Below are 17,230 nucleotides of genomic sequence, written 5' to 3' on the forward strand. Positions count from 1 at the left end.
GGGCGCCATGCTGGACAAATTGACAAGTTGGGCGGTCAGTAACCGTCTGTTTGTGGTGCTGGCGCTGTTGGGCGCGGTGGCTGGTGCGATTCTGCTGCTGCCGCGTTTGGCGCTGGATGCATTTCCTGACGTAACCAATGTGCAGGTCGACATCAATACGGCGGCCGCCGGTTTGGCGGCGGAGGAGGTGGAGCAGTTGATCACCTACCCGCTGGAATCCGCCATGTACTCCCTGCCTGGCGTTACCCAAGTTCGGTCGCTGTCGCGGACCGGCCTCTCCATGGTTACCGTGGTTTTCGAGGAGGAAACCGACGTCTACTTTGCCCGTCAGCTGGTGCAGGGGCAGCTTCAGGAGGCGCGGGAAGCGATTCCGGAAGGGGTTGGAACGCCGGAAATGGGGCCCAACACCTCGGGCCTGGGGCAGGTCTATCAGTACCTGTTGAGGGCTGAGCCCGGCAGCGGTTACGACGTGATGTCCCTGCGTAGCCTTAATGACACCCTGGTCAAGCGGATGCTGATGCCGGTGGATGGGGTTACCGAAGTGCTCTCCTTTGGTGGCGAAGTGCGTCAGTACCAGGTTCGGGTCGACCCGGACAAGCTGCTTGCCTACGGTCTGGACCTCACCGGCCTGACTGAAATCCTGGCCGCTAATAACCGCAACACCGGTGGCTGGTTTATGCCACGAGGGCAGGAGCAGTTCGTGGTGCGAGGCTACGGCTTTATTCCTGCCGGTGAAGCCGGGCTGGACGCCATCCGAAGCCTGCCGCTGGCGACCATCAACGGCACCCCGGTAACGGTCGAGCAGGTCGCGGAGGTTGGGTTTGGATCGGAGATCCGGGTGGGGGCGGTATCCATGACCCGTCGCGGTGCGGACGGTCAGCCAGTATCGCTGGGCGAAGTGGTGTCCGGCGTGGTTCTCAAGCGGATGGGCGCCAACACCAAGATCACCATTGATGACATTAAGGCTCGCCTGCCGCAGATCCAGGCGGCACTGCCGCCGGGTGTTGTGATGGAGCCCTACTATGACAATGCCGACCTGGTGGCCAAGGCGGTGAAAACCGTCAGTGATGCATTGGCGATCGCCTTTGCGCTAATCGTCGTTATCCTGGCACTTTTCCTGCTCAATCTGCGGGCAACGGCGCTGGTGCTGCTGTCGATCCCGATTGCCATCGGTCTGGCGCTGATGGTGATGGCATACCTGGGGTTGTCCGCCAACCTGATGTCCCTAGGGGGGCTGGCGGTGGCCATCGGCATGCTGGTGGACGGTTCGGTGGTGATGGTGGAGAACATCTTCAAGCACCTGAACGGCAAGAGCGGCAGCAGCCGAGAGTGGATCAAGCTGGCGGCGCGGGAAGTGGCTCGCCCCGTGTTCTTCGCTACCGGTATCATCATCCTGGTCTTTGCCCCCCTGTTCACGCTGGAAGGGGTGGAGGGCAAGCTGTTCCAGCCGATGGCGGTAAGCATCATTCTGGCGATGCTGGCGGCTCTCCTCACCGCCTTGGTGGTTGTGCCTGCACTGGCGTCGTACCTGTTCCCGGAAGGGGTAAAAGAGCGCCCAAGCCCGATTCTTCAGCCGATTGAGCGTGCATACCGCGCCGTGCTTGCGCCGGTGATCACCAAGCCCAAATCGATACTGATCGCCTCCGGCCTGTTGCTGGTGGCGACCGCCATGGTTGTTCCCCGGCTGGGCACCGAATTTGTGCCGGAGTTGGAGGAGGGCACCATCAATATCCGGGTGACGCTCGCCCCTACAGCCAGTCTGGAGACCTCGCTGCAGGTCGCCCCCAAGCTGGAAGCGATCCTGCTGGAGTTCCCGGAGGTGGAATACGCTCTGTCGCGTATCGGCGCCGCGGAACTGGGAGGGGACCCGGAGCCGATCAACAACATCGAGATCTACGTTGGACTCAAACCGGTCAATGAGTGGTCCTCGGCGGAGGATCGCTTTGCACTGCAGGCGCTGATGGAGGAGAAGCTGTCGATTCATCCCGGTCTGCTGTTCACCTTCTCCCAGCCCATTGCGACACGGGTGGATGAGCTGCTCTCCGGTGTGCGGGCCCAGTTGGCGATTAAGTTGTTTGGTCCGGACCTTGAGGTGCTGTCGGACAAGGGCGCGGAGATCGAAGCGCTGGTGAAATCAGTTGAGGGGGCGACGGACGTAGCGCTGGAGCAGATCAGTGGTGAGCTGCAACTGGTGGTGCGTCCCAACCGGGAGGCGTTGTCGCGCTATGGCATGACCGTCGATCAGGTGCTGCAACTGGTCTCCGATGGCATTGGTGGGGTTTCGGCGGGGCAGGTTATCGACGGCAATGCCCGCTACGACATCCTGGTGCGCTATCAACAGGCGTTTCGGGATAGCCCGGATGCCGTCGCCAATTTGCTGCTGCGCAGCCCCGATGGTGCCTTGGTGCGGCTGGGGGATGTGGCGACCATTGCGATGGAGTCGGCGCCACCCAATATCCGGCGTGACGACGTTCAGCGTCGGGTGGTGGTACAGGCCAACGTAGTGGGGCGCGATATGGGCTCTGTGGTGGCTGAAATCTACCAGCGCATCGACAGTGACGCCGAGTTGCCGCCCGGCTACGCGGTTCAGATTGGCGGACAGTATGAAAGCCAACTGCGGGCTCAGAAACGTCTGGCCATTGTGGTGCCCATCTCCATTGCGCTGATCGCTCTGCTGCTCTACTTCGCATTTGGCTCGGTTCGACAGGCGGTGCTGGTGATGGCCAATGTTCCGCTGGCACTGATTGGTGGCGTGATGAGTCTGTGGCTCACCGGCACCTATCTGTCGGTGCCGTCCTCCATCGGGTTTATCACCTTGTTTGGGGTGGCGGTGCTCAATGGGGTGGTGTTGGTGGATGCCATCAACAACCGCATTGTTCGAGGGGAACCCCTGGAGTCCGCCGTGTTTGAAGGGGCGATCAGCCGATTGCGTCCGGTTCTGATGACGGCCCTGACGTCGGCGCTGGGGTTGATCCCGGTCCTGCTGTCCAGTGGTGTCGGGGCGGAAGTGCAGCGGCCACTGGCGATGGTGATCATCGGGGGTCTGTTGACCTCAACGGCGTTGACCCTGTTGGTTCTGCCCACTCTGTATCGGCGCTTCCCGCCTCCTCAGCCCTGAGTTCGATGATTTGGGGGCTGGTATTGGCCGGGCGCCGCCTAACCTAATCCGGTCATGTTTGGTTCCGGCCTCCGGGGGGATTCCCCGGAGGCTTTTTTGCTTCTGTAGTGATGTCAGCAACTGAACCTGCCCTGACATGAACGGCACTTTCGCGGGCCGATTTACGGTCTGGATTTGGTACTGAGAGGTGGAGTCAGTACACTGAAACCTCGTTGTAGATAGGAATAGATATGAGTCAGTACCAGTGTCTGCCCCTGGCCCGGTTTGATCTCCTGGCCGCCGAACAGCCCGTTCAGATCGTCGATATCCGGGATCCCAATGCGTTTGCCGCAGGGCACATCCCCGGCGCAATCCGTCTGCATAACGGTAATTTGGCCGAGTACATTCTCAATGCCGAGTTCGATCAGCCGCTGGTGGTATGCTGCTATCACGGCATCTCCAGTCAGTCGGCCGCCGCTTACCTGGCCGAGCAGGGCTTCGAAGAGGTGTACAGTCTGGATGGAGGCTACGAAGGCTACGCCAAGGCCAAAGGGCTGATGACACCATGATGGAAGTGGGCGTACTGGGGGATCCCAGGGCAGCGCAAGCCCTGGTGGATTACCTGAAAAGCCAGGGGATTAACGCGCACCTGCAACGCGCCGAAGACGGGTTTGCGGTGATGGTGAACGCAGAGCAGTACCATCGTGGCCGCGAGGAGTTTGAGCGCTTTGTCGCGGATCCTCACAACAAACGCTATCTGGCGGCCTCCTGGCAATCCGGTGATGCCCGGGTGCAGTTTAAATATGCCGGTGGCGGCAGTCTCTGGCGCAGTTTTGTCACGGGAGGCGGCCCGCTGACTCTCACGCTGCTGGCGCTGGTTTCCCTGATCTGGGTGTTCTGGAACCTGGGTTACGACCAGTTGATCTTCAGTTGGACGCACTTCTATCCCAGCTGGGAACTGATGGGAGAGGGGCAGTGGTGGCGCTTCTTTACGCCCTCCCTGATCCACTTCTCCGCCATGCACGTCATTTTCAACCTGTTGTGGTGGTGGTACCTCGGTGGTCGCATCGAGCGGGTTAGGGGAACCGGAACACTGGCGATCCTGCTGCTGGTGGCGGGTACCCTGCCCAATCTGGCTCAGTTTGCCTTCTCCGGGCCCAACTTTGGCGGACTCTCTGGTGTGGTTTATGCCCTGGTGGGTTACTGCTGGATCAGCGGCCGCCTGGACCCGCGTTCGCCCCTGGCACTGCCGCCCGCCTACGTGGGCTTCCTGCTGCTCTGGTTGGTGTTGGGCTTCCTGGGCTTTATGAATATGGCCAACGCCGCTCACCTCGGTGGTTTGCTGGTGGGGATGGCCCAAGCGCTTATAGACAATCGGCGCCGTTAACGAAAACGCCCGGGCACTGCCCGGGCGTTCTGTTTTCAGTCGTAGAGGTAACGTGTGAACAGGAGATTGGCCACCAGAGGCTGACCCACCTCCTGAGTCAGCAAGGCGTTGACGGTTTCAAAGCAGTCTCGTCGGATCTCCTCGCGACCACTGAGCGACTTGATCTTCTCCTCCGGCTGCTGCCCCAGGATCTCCACGATGGTGGCACGGATAAGAGGCGCATGGTGCTCCACCATCTCAATGGTGTCAGCGTCCTTCAGCATCAGTTCGACACTGACCCGGACAAATCCCAGCCGTTTGCGGGGGGAGAGGTAGTTGGTGACGATCTCAGGCTCAAGGCCATAGTAGCCGTAGTTATCATGAGCGATGAGCGTTTCTTCCTTCGCGGCCCAAGCGGATCCCATGGTCAGCATGGCACCCAGCATAAGCATCCATCTTACTGTTTTCATTGTGGCATTCTGCGTCGACTTCCTGGCGCCTATAGTAGCGCAATTTTGTCTTTATCGGGGCATCTTGGTTTGTCCGTGGTTTTTGCTACCATGGGCGCGAGATAACGCCACAGGAGCCCCAGATGCAGGCCCTTTTTGCCGACATGGAGCAACCGCTTCCGCCGGCCCTGGCCAGTTGGCTGCAGGACAGAAACTCCCTGACCTTAAGGTTGAAGACACAGTGCCGCCGTTTCGATGTGCAGCGACTGGGGGAGTGGCGTGACCTGGCTGAGTCTGATGGCCCCGGCTGGCAGATGGGTGAACCCCTCTGGCACCGGGAGGTGCTGCTGTTACTGGATGGGGTGCCCTGGGTTTACGCCCTGACGGAAGTGCCCCTGGCGACTTTCGCCGCTGGCGACATTGACTTCCAGGGGTTGGGCGAGCGTCCCCTGGGCGAGTTGCTGTTTACCAATGACACCCTGAGCCGGGGTAAGTTGTTGATCACCCGCCACGATCGCGAAAGCCGTGCCGGCCAGGTGGCACTGGAACTGGGGCAATCCTTCGAGCATCCTCTGTGGGGGCGCAGCCGCCAGTTTACCCTCTCCGGACGCCCGCTTCGGATCAACGAAATCTTCCTTCCTGCGGCGGAACAGGCCCTGACTGCCGGACCGGCATAAAACACTATCCTATTGAGTTGAATCCTAAAACTCTCCTCCCGGAGGAGAGTTTTCGCAGGTGAATCTTTTCCGTGATCCTGACCTCGTTAACATGTTTCGGCATTGGAATTGTGTGAACTTTACGTCACACTACCGGTCAAGATGGACATGAAACTTATCCCGATGCGACTGCTCAGTACGCTTATGCTGATTGTCGCCCTGATCAGTCAGGGTGCGGTTGCTCGTGTCCATTTGATGCCCGATATGAGCCCGACCGAGATGAGCGCCATGCACGCCCATCACGAGATGGCGGCTCAAGCCTCTCACGCTTCCCAACATGACGAGATGGCTCACTGCAAGGCGCAGCCCGTTGCCAGCCACGATTGTTGTGAGTCGATGGTTCAACCGGCGGATTGTCACGATGCCAGCACTCCCTGCAATGGCGAGTGCGGCATGTGCAAAGTCTTCAGTCCCGCTGGCGTTGCTCTGCTGACCGCAGCCCTGCAACCTTGGCAACCCTCCCCTGAGCGCGCTCTGCCTCAGCCCAAGTTTTTCCACTCCGTAGCTCTGTCTCAGGACAGCAAGCCGCCCATAGCCTGATCACCCCATTCATACCCGCGATCTCGGACGACTTTGACACCCGTCTGACTTAAGCTGATCCCCGTATCGATACGAGGACGCGGGGATCACAGGCCATAAGGCCAACATTGAATGAATTTGGAGTGATCCATGAACAAGCTGTATTCCCGTGCCGTGACGGTATTTGCCCTGGCGCTTTCTCTGACTCTGTCTCCTCTGGCTCTGGCCAACATGGCGCACCATGGTGACCACGCTGCGCACCAGGCCCAGGAAGCCAAACACTGCCCTCACGGCAAACAGGATGGCCAGCACAAAGGGTGCTGTGGCCAGGCAAAAGGCGATTCCTGCCCCCACGCCGGTAAAGGCCACGGTAAAGGCCATGCCGCTCATCAGGGCGATACCCATGCCTGCCCGATGCATCCCAAGGTGACCGGTGTTGCCGGTGACGACTGCCCCAAGTGCGGCATGAAGCTGGAGCAGGTCGCTCAGGCGGACACCCACGTTTGCCCGATGCACCCCAAGGTGACCGGTGTGGCTGGCGATGATTGCCCCAAGTGCGGCATGAAGCTGGAGAAGATGGCCCAGGCTGACACTCACGTTTGCCCGATGCACCCCAAGGTGACCGGTGTTGCCGGTGATGACTGCCCCAAGTGCGGCATGAAGCTGGAGCCTAAGCGCGGTCAGGGCGGTCACGCCCACCACGGTAGCCACTAAGCAGGAGGGAGCCTGTCATGTGCGATAAGTGCTCATGCGGCGGCCAGGACCGCCAAACCAAACGGAAAACCCAGGTAGCGACCGCGATTGTGATCGCACTGGCCCTGACTCCGGTGATCTGGACCCTCGCTCAGGCGGCGCCGGGACAGGCTCCCCAGGTGACCCAAAGTGCCTCAGAACATGCGGCTCACACCCACGCTTGCCCGATGCATCCGGAAGAGACCGGTGTCGCGGGTGACCGTTGTCCCATCTGCAACATGTTCCTCACCGAGGTGGAGGGGGATGGTCACGCCGATCACGGCGCTGCGACCCACACCCACGCTTGCCCGATGCACCCGGAAGAGACCGGTGTCGAGGGTGATCGTTGTTCCATCTGCAATATGTTCCTGACCGAGGTGGAGGGAGGTGACCACGCCGATCACGGCGCTGCGACCCATACCCACGCTTGCCCGATGCACCCGGAAGAGACCGGTGTCGAGGGGGATCGTTGTTCCATCTGCAATATGTTCCTCACCGAAATGGAGGAGGAAGAGCAGGCTGATCCTCACGCTGGGCATACCATGCAACTGGATCCTCTGCCGCCTGCTCCCGCGCTTGAACAGGCGATCAGCGGTGGTGAAGCCACCATCAAATACGTGTGCCCCATGCACCCGCAGATCGTCTCCGACGAACCCAGCACCTGCCCCATCTGTGGCATGAATCTGGAGAAGGTAGAGATGGGCGCGGCCAGCGAAGAGGTTGTGGTCGGCGTTTCCGGTGGCCTTCAGCAGGCGCTGGGCGTTCGAACCGAAACCGTCGAGCGCGGCAGCCTGTGGCGCTACGTCAAAACCCTGGGCACCGTGCAATACAACGAAGACGCCATCTCCCATATCCATACCCGGGTGTCCGGTTGGGTGGAGAAGCTGGCGGTGAATTCCGTGGGCCAGCAGGTGGAAAAGGGGCAGCTTCTGTATGAGCTCTACTCTCCAGACCTGGTGAACGCTCAGGACGACTACCTGCAAGCCCTGGACTACCTGGGACAGGACCCGGCCCGGGGGAAAGAGTTGTTGCGAAAAGCCAAGCTGCGTCTGGAGCTGCTCGGCATCAGTGACAAGGTGATTCAGCGTCTTGAGAAGACCCGTCAGAGCCTCTATCGCGTGCCCTTCTACGCCCCCCACAGCGGCGTGGTCAGCACCATGGATATCCGTGACGGTATGTACATTGAGCCGGGTAAAACTCAGATCGAGCTGGTGGACCTGTCCACCGTCTGGGTCATCGCCGATGTATTTGAAAATGAACAGAGCTGGTTGGAAGTGGGGCGTCCGGCGGACGTGACCGCTGCGGCTCAGGGGCTGTTCGAAATTGAGGGTGAGATCGATTACATCTACCCGGAACTGGACCCGGTAACCCGCGCTTTGCAGGTACGGGTCAAACTGCCGAATCCGGAGAATCGTCCCGGTGGCCAGCTGCGCCCCGGCTCTCTGGTGGATGTGGAACTGTATGGTGGCCCCCGTCGCGGCCTGCTGACTGTGCCTACTGAAGCGCTGATTTTGACCGGCCGGGAGAACCGGGTGGTGGTTCAGCGTGCTGACAACAGCTTCGCTTCCGTTCCGGTTCGTCTTGGCATGATGAGTCAGGGCAAGGCTGAAGTTCTGGAAGGCTTGAATGAGGGCGACAAGGTGGTGGTGTCCGGCCAGTTCCTGATCGACTCCGAAGCCAGCATTCAGGGCAGCCTGCGTCGCATGAGCCAGCCGCCGGCTGACGCCCACAGCGGCCACCAGCACTAATAGGAGGCGACGATGTTAGAGAAAATCATCAGCGCCTCTCTGCGTCAGCGGACGATGGTGCTGGTTATCACCGCAGTGTTGGCCATCTATGGCTGGCAGGCGATGCGGACCACACCGCTGGACGCGCTGCCAGACCTGTCTGATGTGCAGGTGATCATCAAGACCGCCTACCCGGGGCAGGCGCCTCAGTTGGTGGAGGATCAGATCACCTATCCGCTCTCTACCGCCATGCTGGCGGTGCCCGGAGCGCAGACAGTGCGCGGTTTCTCCATGTTTGGGGACAGCTTCGTTTACGTCATCTTCGAAGATGGCACCGACATCTACTGGGCCCGCTCGCGGGTGCTGGAGTACCTGTCCCAGATCCAGGGGCAACTGCCCCCGGGTGTGACGCCCTCTCTGGGGCCGGATGCGTCCGGTGTAGGCTGGGTGTTCCAATATGCGCTGGTGGATCGCACCGGCCACCAGGACCTGGCCCAACTGCGCTCGTTGCAGGATTGGTTTATCAAGCTGGAACTGCAGAGTGTCGCTGGCGTCTCCGAAGTGGCCACCGTCGGCGGCATGGAGAAGGCATATCAGATCGTGGTGGATCCCCACAAGCTGGCGCTCTACCAACTTGACCTGATGGCGGTGAAGCAGGCCCTCGACAACGCCAACGCCTCAGTGGGCGGCTCGGTGATCGAGATGGCTGAGGCGGAGTACATGATCACCGCTTCCGGCTACCGTCAGACCCTCAAGGACTTTGAGGAGATCCCTCTGGGCATCGTGTCTGAGTCCGGTACGCCGGTGCTGATGAAGGACGTGGCCCAACTGCGCACCGGTCCTGCGGCCCGTCGTGGCATCGCGGAACTGGATGGTCAGGGCGAAGTGGTGGGTGGCATCGTGGTGATGCGCTATGGCGAGAACGCCCTGGCCACCATCGACAACGTCAAAGCCAAGCTCAAAGAGATCGAATCCGGTCTGCCTGAAGGGGTGGAGTTGGTCATCACTTATGACCGTTCCCAGCTGATTCTCAACGCCGTGGACAACCTCAAGAACAAGGTGATTGAGGAGATGGTGGTGGTGGCGTTGGTGTGTCTGGTGTTCCTGCTGCATGCCCGCTCCACGCTGGTGGCGGTGATCACTCTGCCGCTCTCTATTCTGGCCAGCTTTATTGTGATGGGCTGGATGGGGGTGAATGCCAACATCATGAGTCTCGGTGGCATCGCCATCGCCATTGGGGCGGTGGTGGACGCGGCCATTGTGATGGTGGAGAACGCCCACAAACACCTGGAGCACTACCGGGAGGAGCATGGCAAGGCCCCGGAAGGGGATGCCCACTGGCAGTTGATCAAGGAAGCGGCGGTGGAAGTCGGCCCGGCGCTGTTCTTCAGTCTGCTGATCATCACCCTGAGCTTTATTCCGGTGTTCGCGTTGGAGGCTCAGGAGGGGCGTTTGTTCCACCCGTTGGCCTACACCAAGACCTTTGCCATGGCGGCCTCGGCCATTCTGGCGATCACCCTGATCCCGGTTTTGATGGGCTACTTTGTGCGGGGCAAGATCCCGGATGAGAAGAAGAATCCCATCAGCCGCTTCCTGATCGCACTCTATCAGCCGGTGCTGACGCTGGTGCTGCGTTTTCCCAAGGTCACTCTGATGCTCGCCGTGGTGGCTCTGGCCAGTGCCTACTACCCGATGAGCAAGATGGGCTCCGAGTTTATGCCGGAGCTGGAGGAGGGAGACCTGCTCTACATGCCCACCACACTGCCGGGTGTGAGTGCCGGTAAGGCGGGGGAGATCCTGCAGCAGACCGACCGTCTGATTAAGACCATTCCGGAAGTTGAGCGGGTGTTTGGCAAAGTGGGCCGGGCGGATACCGCGACCGATCCTGCGCCGCTGACCATGCTGGAAACCACCATCATGCTCAAACCTCAGTCCGAGTGGCGGGAGGGGCAGACGCTGGAAGGGATCATCGCGGACCTGCAGCGCACTGTGAAAGTACCGGGGATCACCAATGCCTGGGTTCAGCCGATCAAAACCCGTATCGACATGCTGTCCACCGGTGTGCGAACGCCGGTCGGGGTGAAGATCTCCGGCGCCGATGTCGAAGAGCTGCAGCGTATTGGTGCCGAAGTGGAAGCGATTCTGGCCCCCCTGCCGGGCACCACCTCCGCTTTTGCCCAACGTACTGGCGGCGGCCGCTACCTGGATATTGATCCCAAGCTGACGGTGGCGGCCCGTTACGGCATGACCCTGAAAGACGTGCAGGACGTGGTTCAGATGGCGATTGGCGGCATGACCGTGGGCGAATCCATCCAGGGTCAGGAGCGTTACCCTATCAACATCCGCTACCCCCGTGAGTTGCGTGACGACATCGAGAAGCTGCGTAACCTTCCGGTGCTGACCAAAACCGGCAAGTATGTCCCGCTGCAAACCCTGGCGGACCTCTCCATCCGGGATGGCGCCCCCATGCTGGCGAGTGAAAATGGCCGTCTGATCTCCTGGGTATTTGTGGATATCGACAGCAGCGCCATCTCCATCGGTGAGTACATCACTCAGGCTCGTGAAGCGATGAATCAGCAGTTGCAACTGCCGCCTCGCTACTCCGTCAGCTTTGCCGGGCAGTACGAGTACATGCAGCGGGTGGAAGCCAAGATGGAGATGGTGATCCCCATGATGCTGGCGGTGATTTTCCTGCTGCTGATGATGACCTTTGGCTCTGTGGTTCAGGCCAGCATCATCATGCTGAGCCTGCCCTTTGCTCTGGTGGGGTCCGCCTGGCTGCTGTTTGGCCTGGGGTTCAATCTCTCCGTGGCAGTCGCGGTGGGGATGATCGCCCTGGCGGGTGTGGCGGCGGAGTTTGGTGTGGTGATGCAGGTTTACCTGAACAACACCATCAAAGCCCATGAGAAGAAAGGGTTGATGCGCCATGAGCAGGATCTGAAAGACGCCCTGATCGAAGGGGCGGTAATGCGGATCCGACCCAAGGCGATGACCGTGGCCACCATCTTCTTTGGTCTGCTGCCGATCATGTGGGGCAGCGGCACCGGGAACGAGGTGATGCAGAAGATCGCTGCGCCCATGGTGGGCGGCATGGTGACCGCCCCGCTGCTGTCGCTGTTTGTTATCCCGGCCATCTACCTGTTGATCTACCGTCGGGGACTGGCTAAAGCCGATGCCTGAATGACGGAGTCGGGCTTGTCCCGACCCGCCTGAGTGAGTTTGCTGGTGCAGATTTGAGGCTGCCTAACCCCGCAGATCTGCGCCAGCCTGGCGGCATCTTGCCGCCACCCTTTGTGGAGGAGTATGCGATGAAAATCGGACAGGTCGCTCGAGAAACCGGCTTGAGCGTTAAAGCGATTCGCTACTACCACGACATCGGTCTGGTGGTGGCTCAGAGAGGCGACAACGGCTATCGCGCCTATTCCGCGGCACAGCTGGAGCAACTGCGCTTTGTTGCACGCAGTAAAGCGTTGGGCTTCAGCCTGGAGCAGTGCGCAGAGCTGCTCTCTCTGCAAAGCCGCTCAGACCGTACTGCCGCCCAGGTGAAAGCCCTGGCGATGGACCAGCTCTCCCTGGTGCGGGAGAAAATTGCGCAACTGCAGGCACTGGAAGCCCGCCTGAATGGACTGGTGAGCCAATGCCACGGAGGCAATACACCGGAATGCCCGATCCTGGACTCCCTTTGTGGTGACCTCGATAAGACGGCCAAAGCCCCCTGTTGTAAGGAGTAACTGATGAAAAAACTGACGCTGACAGCCCTACTGGTTCTTGGGCTGAGCGCCTGTGGACAAAGCGAAACCGCCAAGCAAGCCGAAGCGTTCTCCGCGCTCGACCACAAGGCGGCGGTGCTGCAGGGACACCAGTGGTACAAGAACGATGATGGGATTGTGGTGCGTGTCCACCCCGACCGGGTGAATGCCATCTTCTCGGACGGCACTGAAGCTGCTGTTGCGATCCCGCAAGGCGAGTTCTACCTCTCTATCGCCCCCTGGGCGACCTTCACCCACCCATGTGGCAATCATGTGCCCACCGGCTGCACCGGGGAGTTGATTGACCAGCCGATGCACGTCAGTGCCGTAGATATGGAGAGTGGTGAGGAGGTCATCAATAAGATGATCACCACTCAGCACGATGGTTTTATCGATTTCTGGGTACCGGCTCAGCGCCAGCTGGCCTTCACCTTCCACTACGATCATCCGAAGTACGGCATGCTGGAAGCGAAAGAGGTGCTGCCCACCTTCGAGGACAGTCGCACCTGCATCACCACTATGCAGCTGAAACCGATGGATGGGGGCGCGATTAAAGCGGCCGGCAGCGGCGGTCACGCCGCCCATCACTAAAGGAAAAAACGGGGCCATCTGGCCCCGTTTCTTTTGGACAGCGGATAAGGGTTCAGGCAGGGGATGTGGGCAAATCTGCAAATAATATTGATTATTGGTGACCGGTTGATCCGGATCAAAGTAGCCACTGGGTAGGCTTCTACAGTCAGTAGGATAAGCAGTAGTCGTTTATGGGGGATTAGGAATGAAACGCGTAGTTTGGATTATGGCGGCACTGCTGGTGGGATGCGGCGGTGGGGATGGTGATTCGGCAACACCGCAGCCGGGGCCGGCTGAGGGACTCTCAATAGGATTGTCTGATGCACCCGCTGACGGGGTATCGCATCTGGTTTTGCAGATGCACAGTCTGGAGCTGACCCCTGGGGGACACATGGGTGGTGGACATCATGGTGGGGGCGATCCCATCGTGCTGGATATGAGCCACCATCGGGTCGACATGCTTGCCTATCAGGGTGACGATGCTTATCAGTTGCTGCATCAGCATCAACTTGGGCCGGGCCGCTACCAGCTTCGGCTGCACTGGACACCGGGCAGTGGTGATCACGGTTCCTATGTGGATGATGGCCAAGGGCGGCATCCGCTTCATGGAGAACAGCCTTATTTCGATCTGGGTGAAGTGACCGTTCGTGAGGGTGAGCATCAAAACTTCACACTGGAGATGGACCTGCGTCAGGGCTTGCACCACAACGGTGAATACTATGAGCTGGCGCATCATGGCATGCGCTGGGTGGATAACGACACTATGGGTCACCTCAAGGGCACCGTGGACGCCAGCTGGATAGCCGATTGCGAGGCGGACAACGCGTCGTTGGCCGGGCCAGACAGCCAGTTTATTCATGTCGCTTATCTGTATCCGGATGGCACCACTCTTGAGCAGATGGATGATATCGCACCAGAAGCCGCTGACGGTCTGGTGGCACCACTGGCCACCAGTTGGGTGCATCAGGACCACAATGGGGATTGGGTGTTTGGGATCGGCTTCCTGCCCGCTGGCAGCTACCAAGTGGGCTACACCTGCCTGGGACACCTGGATCAACCGGATACCAATGAAGCCGCTGAAAGCGACTTTGCCCTCTACCGCGACGGTGGTGTTGTCACCATCGAGAGTGGTGAGGGTGGTGGACATCACAACACACACCGATGCGGTGGGTAGCACAGTCTCACGATGTACCTCTGCGGGCCTTAGGGCCCGCTTTTTTATTGGCCTTTACCTAAGCACTGGAGTTTGGGTGCCTATTGACCAAACTGCTGACAAGCCAGACGCCAGCCCTGCTCGAGGTGACGGGGACTGAGAAAACGCTGCTCGGCGGCGGAGATGGGCGAGCCCGGCTCCAGACGGATCCGGCATCGCCCGCAACTGCCACCGCCGCCGCACTCTGAACGAACCGCAAGGCCTTCCCGCTGCATCCCTTCCAACACGGACTGACGTGGAGCCAGACGCAACTGGTGGGCCCCACCGGGTGTGTGTAGGACCACTCGCCGCGCGTGCCAATGCCTGAGGTTGCTCCCGAGTCGGCGAAGTAACAGCGTCAGTCCGCTTAGGGAGAGCGCCAGACTTAACAGGGCAAAGAGCCACATCAGCGGGTGGTTGAAACCGCCCTGATTGGTGTAATCCATAAAGTGCAGCTTCAGCATCAGGGCCGCTTCCCGGCTGTGGCGGTTCTGGTGCGCCACCAGACGCCCACTGCTGGCATCCACAAAGGCGACGGTCTCCAGATCATCCGCAAAAGCGACCCGCCAGACCGGATTCTCCTCTTTGGGCAGCTCGGCGCTGCGAGGGGGCAGGGCAGTGACCTCACTTATTGCGCCCGGGCCTCCGTAACTGGCACGGGCTATGGCGCTGGCCAGGTCTGGGTTGATCGCTACGACATCGCCACTGACCGCATCGATGAGTGTCAGCGTTTGCGTTTGACGGGCATAAAGTTGGCGCTGATGCTCCAACTGGTAATAGGGGTGGCCCGCCCGATCAACCAGAGTCAGCCTGACGACAGGCGCGTACTGCTCCAACAGGGGAGTCGGATCCACCAGTTGATCCAGGGACCACGCCGGTTCCGGCGCTCGTTGATGGTATTGATGGCCCCCGATGCGTTGGTGATCCACCAGGTTGAAATAGATGCCGGTGCCAATCCAGATCAGCATCTGCAGGCCCACCGCCAGGGCGGCCCATTTATGCCAGCGCATCATGACCGTCTCCTTAGCCGGAACCACAGCAACAAAGCACCACTGAGGGTGCCCGCCAGAGCCAGCCATGCGGCGGTGCGCAGCAGCAGATTGTTCAGGTCCTCACCGTCGTCGTAATCGAGAATGTGCAGATACCAGAGCTGATCGAACCAGCGCCAGTAGCGGTGACGTTTGGTGACCAGTTCGCCACTGGATTGCGAAATATAGAGGCTGGTTTGGCCCCAATCGTCGTAATCGAGGCGCCAGGCCGGAAGGAATCGGGGGCTCAGTTCGGAGGGGGCGGTGTCCGTCAGCAGGGTGACGGCTGAAAGTGTCCCACTGCCCTGGTAAGCCTGTTGGCCAATCCGTTTTGCCAGGGATTCCGAGACCGGCGGTAAGGGCTCTCCAGTTTGCGGATCCAACAATCGCAGTTGGTCCTGATAAGTCAGGCGGATCACCGGCTGATCGGCAATCTGGGTCAGGCTGAAGTCCGTGGCGTCGGGATAGCGGGCACGGATCTCGCTGAACGGCACGGTGTAGGATTCCGCGGTCAAGGGACGTGCTGGAGGCGTGACCAGATGATCGCCATGGATAAAGTGGATGTTCATCAGCGCAAAGTAACTGCCACTGATGGCCCAAATCACCATCTGCAGGCCAACGACCCACATTAGCAGTCGGTGCCAGCGCCGTGTCTGGGTGATGGGCGATAGACTTCGTGTCATCCCTTTGCATTCCTCCTGAATGGGATTCTGAGTGTATCGGTCGGTCCCGGCTCATACAAGGCAGGGCCCCGAGTGAATCGGGGCCCTGAAGGCTTTACCGGTTGTCCGACTCAGCGGGCTTGGCTGAGCAGCAGTTGGTAGATCAGCTGGTCGTGGCTTTGCAGTTCAAAGTTGATCGCTTCGCCCTCTGCATTGGTGAGCGTCATCTCTGGTGTGGCCGCCCGCTTCTTAGCATCAGTCAGGCTGTTTACCTCTGGCCAGCTCAGCTGGTATTGCCCCTCATTCGAGGCATCAAACACCAGATAGAATTCCGGAGAACGCACGGTTTCATGATCCTCCGCGCTCAGCTGGAAAATGGTTTCGTAGCGCAGTTCCAGTACCTGCTTGCCCGGTGCCAACTCGAGTTGGCCACCATATTGGGTGTGCGCCTCACCATTGTGGGAGAGCAGCGTCAGGTTGGGATCCAACTGGATCTCAGCGGCCTGAGACAGAGAGGCAAACAGGGTCAGGGTTGCGGCAAAAGCAGTCAGGGATTTCATCAGGTGTACTCCAATCAATTCAATAAAAATGTTGTGGCCGTTGGGCCGGATTGAGGTTGGAGTCAAACGATGGGGACCACCCAGGGAGTGGCCTGTGGTGCATCAGGTACCACTGGCAACAGAGCGTTAATCGGTGTGCTCGCTGCCGCCACGGAAGTGTGAAGGTTGGCGGCGGGCAAAGCGGAGTAAACGACGTGACAGTGTGGATCGGAACACTGATCATCCCACCCGGTACAGTCGATGGGGCTGCTCTCATCCATATGGTGATCGCACAGCATCATCGCTTGTGATTCGGTATGACCGAAACCGGAGGCTGGCGATGCCATTGCCTGGCCGATACTGAGCGTCAGTGTCAGCAGCAGAAGCAGCAAAGTGTATGGCCAGCGGCGTGTGGAATTTTTCATCATGGGGTGAGCTTAATCCCTCCTCCAACAGGAGGCTCAATAGCCCAAATAAAAAAATGGGCCAAAGAGCCTATTTTTATTGTCAGTCTTAAACCACCTCCTATGGAGGTGGTGATCGTTTCCTCGGGGCTCTGCCCGTAGAGTTGGGATTTCTAAATATTTTCGCGTAAACGAATAAGCAGAATTGCCACGAAATCGAATCCATTTTGATGTTGTCCGCCGGTCTTTCACGGCGAAAGCCGTCCCCCTTCGCCGACTCGCGGCGCCGAGCGGGAGCGACTGGGAATGAAGCCGAGGGCCATGGAAGGCCCGAGTGGCCAGCCGAGCATGGGTGAACGCCGATAGGCGTGAACGCGGAGCCATGGAGGGCGGAGCCGGCTTTTTGGAAAGGGTATGGATAGCCCTTTCCAAAAACGAGTCTGGCCAGAGCTGAAATGGAAAGGAGAGGGAGCGAGGGGC

At 59.8% G+C, this 17,230-nt stretch carries 16 protein-coding genes; 11 read left to right on the forward strand and 5 right to left on the reverse strand.

The window, feature by feature from the left end; translation table 11 throughout:
- Positions 1 to 7 precede the first annotated feature (7 nt).
- The 3 genes from KUV52_RS05235 (at position 8) to glpG (ending at position 4,484) form a co-directional block, all read left to right on the forward strand.
- Entirely contained in the window at positions 8 to 3,118 is a 3,111-nt protein-coding gene (locus KUV52_RS05235) for an efflux RND transporter permease subunit (protein ID WP_222524885.1), read from the forward strand.
- A gap of 230 nt (positions 3,119 to 3,348) precedes the next feature.
- Positions 3,349 to 3,666 (forward strand): thiosulfate sulfurtransferase GlpE, encoded by a 318-nt coding sequence (glpE, locus tag KUV52_RS05240; protein ID WP_222524886.1) that lies wholly within the window; start codon positions 3,349 to 3,351, stop codon positions 3,664 to 3,666.
- Positions 3,663 to 4,484 (forward strand): rhomboid family intramembrane serine protease GlpG, encoded by an 822-nt coding sequence (gene glpG / locus KUV52_RS05245; protein WP_222524887.1) that lies wholly within the window; start codon positions 3,663 to 3,665, stop codon positions 4,482 to 4,484. The genes glpE and glpG overlap by 4 nt, the downstream gene beginning before the upstream one ends.
- Positions 4,485 to 4,519: 35 nt before the next feature.
- Here glpG and KUV52_RS05250 read toward each other — a convergent pair whose 3' ends face one another.
- The gene (locus tag KUV52_RS05250) at positions 4,520 to 4,933 is read right to left on the reverse strand and encodes a flagellar basal body-associated protein FliL (protein WP_222524888.1); all 414 of its coding nucleotides are present in this window, start codon (positions 4,931 to 4,933) and stop codon (positions 4,520 to 4,522) included.
- A 122-nt stretch (positions 4,934 to 5,055) separates the two neighbouring features.
- On the opposite strand from KUV52_RS05250, the gene KUV52_RS05255 reads away from it, so the two are divergent.
- From KUV52_RS05255 to KUV52_RS05290, 8 genes are all read left to right on the forward strand, one after another.
- Positions 5,056 to 5,589, forward strand: coding sequence for a chorismate--pyruvate lyase family protein (locus KUV52_RS05255; protein WP_222524889.1), 534 nt, complete (start codon positions 5,056 to 5,058; stop codon positions 5,587 to 5,589).
- Positions 5,590 to 5,736: 147 nt separating this feature from the next.
- Positions 5,737 to 6,168: a hypothetical protein gene (locus KUV52_RS05260; RefSeq protein WP_222524890.1), complete on the forward strand. Its 432-nt coding sequence runs from the start codon at positions 5,737 to 5,739 to the stop codon at positions 6,166 to 6,168.
- A gap of 129 nt (positions 6,169 to 6,297) precedes the next feature.
- A complete protein-coding gene (locus KUV52_RS05265) occupies positions 6,298 to 6,861 on the forward strand; it encodes a heavy metal-binding domain-containing protein (RefSeq protein WP_261389896.1) in 564 nt (187 codons plus the stop codon).
- A gap of 17 nt (positions 6,862 to 6,878) precedes the next feature.
- Entirely contained in the window at positions 6,879 to 8,627 is a 1,749-nt protein-coding gene (locus KUV52_RS05270; protein WP_222524891.1) for an efflux RND transporter periplasmic adaptor subunit, read from the forward strand.
- A gap of 12 nt (positions 8,628 to 8,639) precedes the next feature.
- Entirely contained in the window at positions 8,640 to 11,786 is a 3,147-nt protein-coding gene (locus KUV52_RS05275; protein ID WP_222524892.1) for an efflux RND transporter permease subunit, read from the forward strand.
- A gap of 128 nt (positions 11,787 to 11,914) precedes the next feature.
- Positions 11,915 to 12,337, forward strand: coding sequence for a MerR family DNA-binding protein (locus tag KUV52_RS05280; protein WP_222524893.1), 423 nt, complete (start codon positions 11,915 to 11,917; stop codon positions 12,335 to 12,337).
- Positions 12,338 to 12,340: 3 nt separating this feature from the next.
- The gene (locus KUV52_RS05285) at positions 12,341 to 12,946 is read left to right on the forward strand and encodes a CueP family metal-binding protein (protein ID WP_222524894.1); all 606 of its coding nucleotides are present in this window, start codon (positions 12,341 to 12,343) and stop codon (positions 12,944 to 12,946) included.
- Positions 12,947 to 13,130: 184 nt separating this feature from the next.
- Positions 13,131 to 14,099, forward strand: a complete 969-nt coding sequence (locus tag KUV52_RS05290; RefSeq protein ID WP_222524895.1) for a DUF4382 domain-containing protein — start codon at positions 13,131 to 13,133, stop codon at positions 14,097 to 14,099.
- Between the two features lie 80 nt (positions 14,100 to 14,179).
- Here KUV52_RS05290 and KUV52_RS05295 read toward each other — a convergent pair whose 3' ends face one another.
- From KUV52_RS05295 to KUV52_RS05310, 4 genes are all read right to left on the reverse strand, one after another.
- A complete protein-coding gene (locus KUV52_RS05295; protein ID WP_222524896.1) occupies positions 14,180 to 15,127 on the reverse strand; it encodes a 2Fe-2S iron-sulfur cluster-binding protein in 948 nt (315 codons plus the stop codon).
- Entirely contained in the window at positions 15,127 to 15,828 is a 702-nt protein-coding gene (locus KUV52_RS05300; protein ID WP_222524897.1) for a peptidase, read from the reverse strand. The genes KUV52_RS05295 and KUV52_RS05300 overlap by 1 nt, the downstream gene beginning before the upstream one ends.
- A gap of 110 nt (positions 15,829 to 15,938) precedes the next feature.
- Positions 15,939 to 16,367, reverse strand: a complete 429-nt coding sequence (locus tag KUV52_RS05305) for a DUF2057 family protein (RefSeq protein WP_222524898.1) — start codon at positions 16,365 to 16,367, stop codon at positions 15,939 to 15,941.
- Positions 16,368 to 16,429: 62 nt separating this feature from the next.
- The gene (locus tag KUV52_RS05310; protein WP_222524899.1) at positions 16,430 to 16,774 is read right to left on the reverse strand and encodes a hypothetical protein; all 345 of its coding nucleotides are present in this window, start codon (positions 16,772 to 16,774) and stop codon (positions 16,430 to 16,432) included.
- Positions 16,775 to 17,230: the final 456 nt, after the last annotated feature.

The sequence above is a fragment of the Ferrimonas balearica genome, from assembly GCF_019802055.1.
GTDB classification, from domain to species: Bacteria; Pseudomonadota; Gammaproteobacteria; order Enterobacterales; family Shewanellaceae; genus Ferrimonas; species Ferrimonas balearica_A.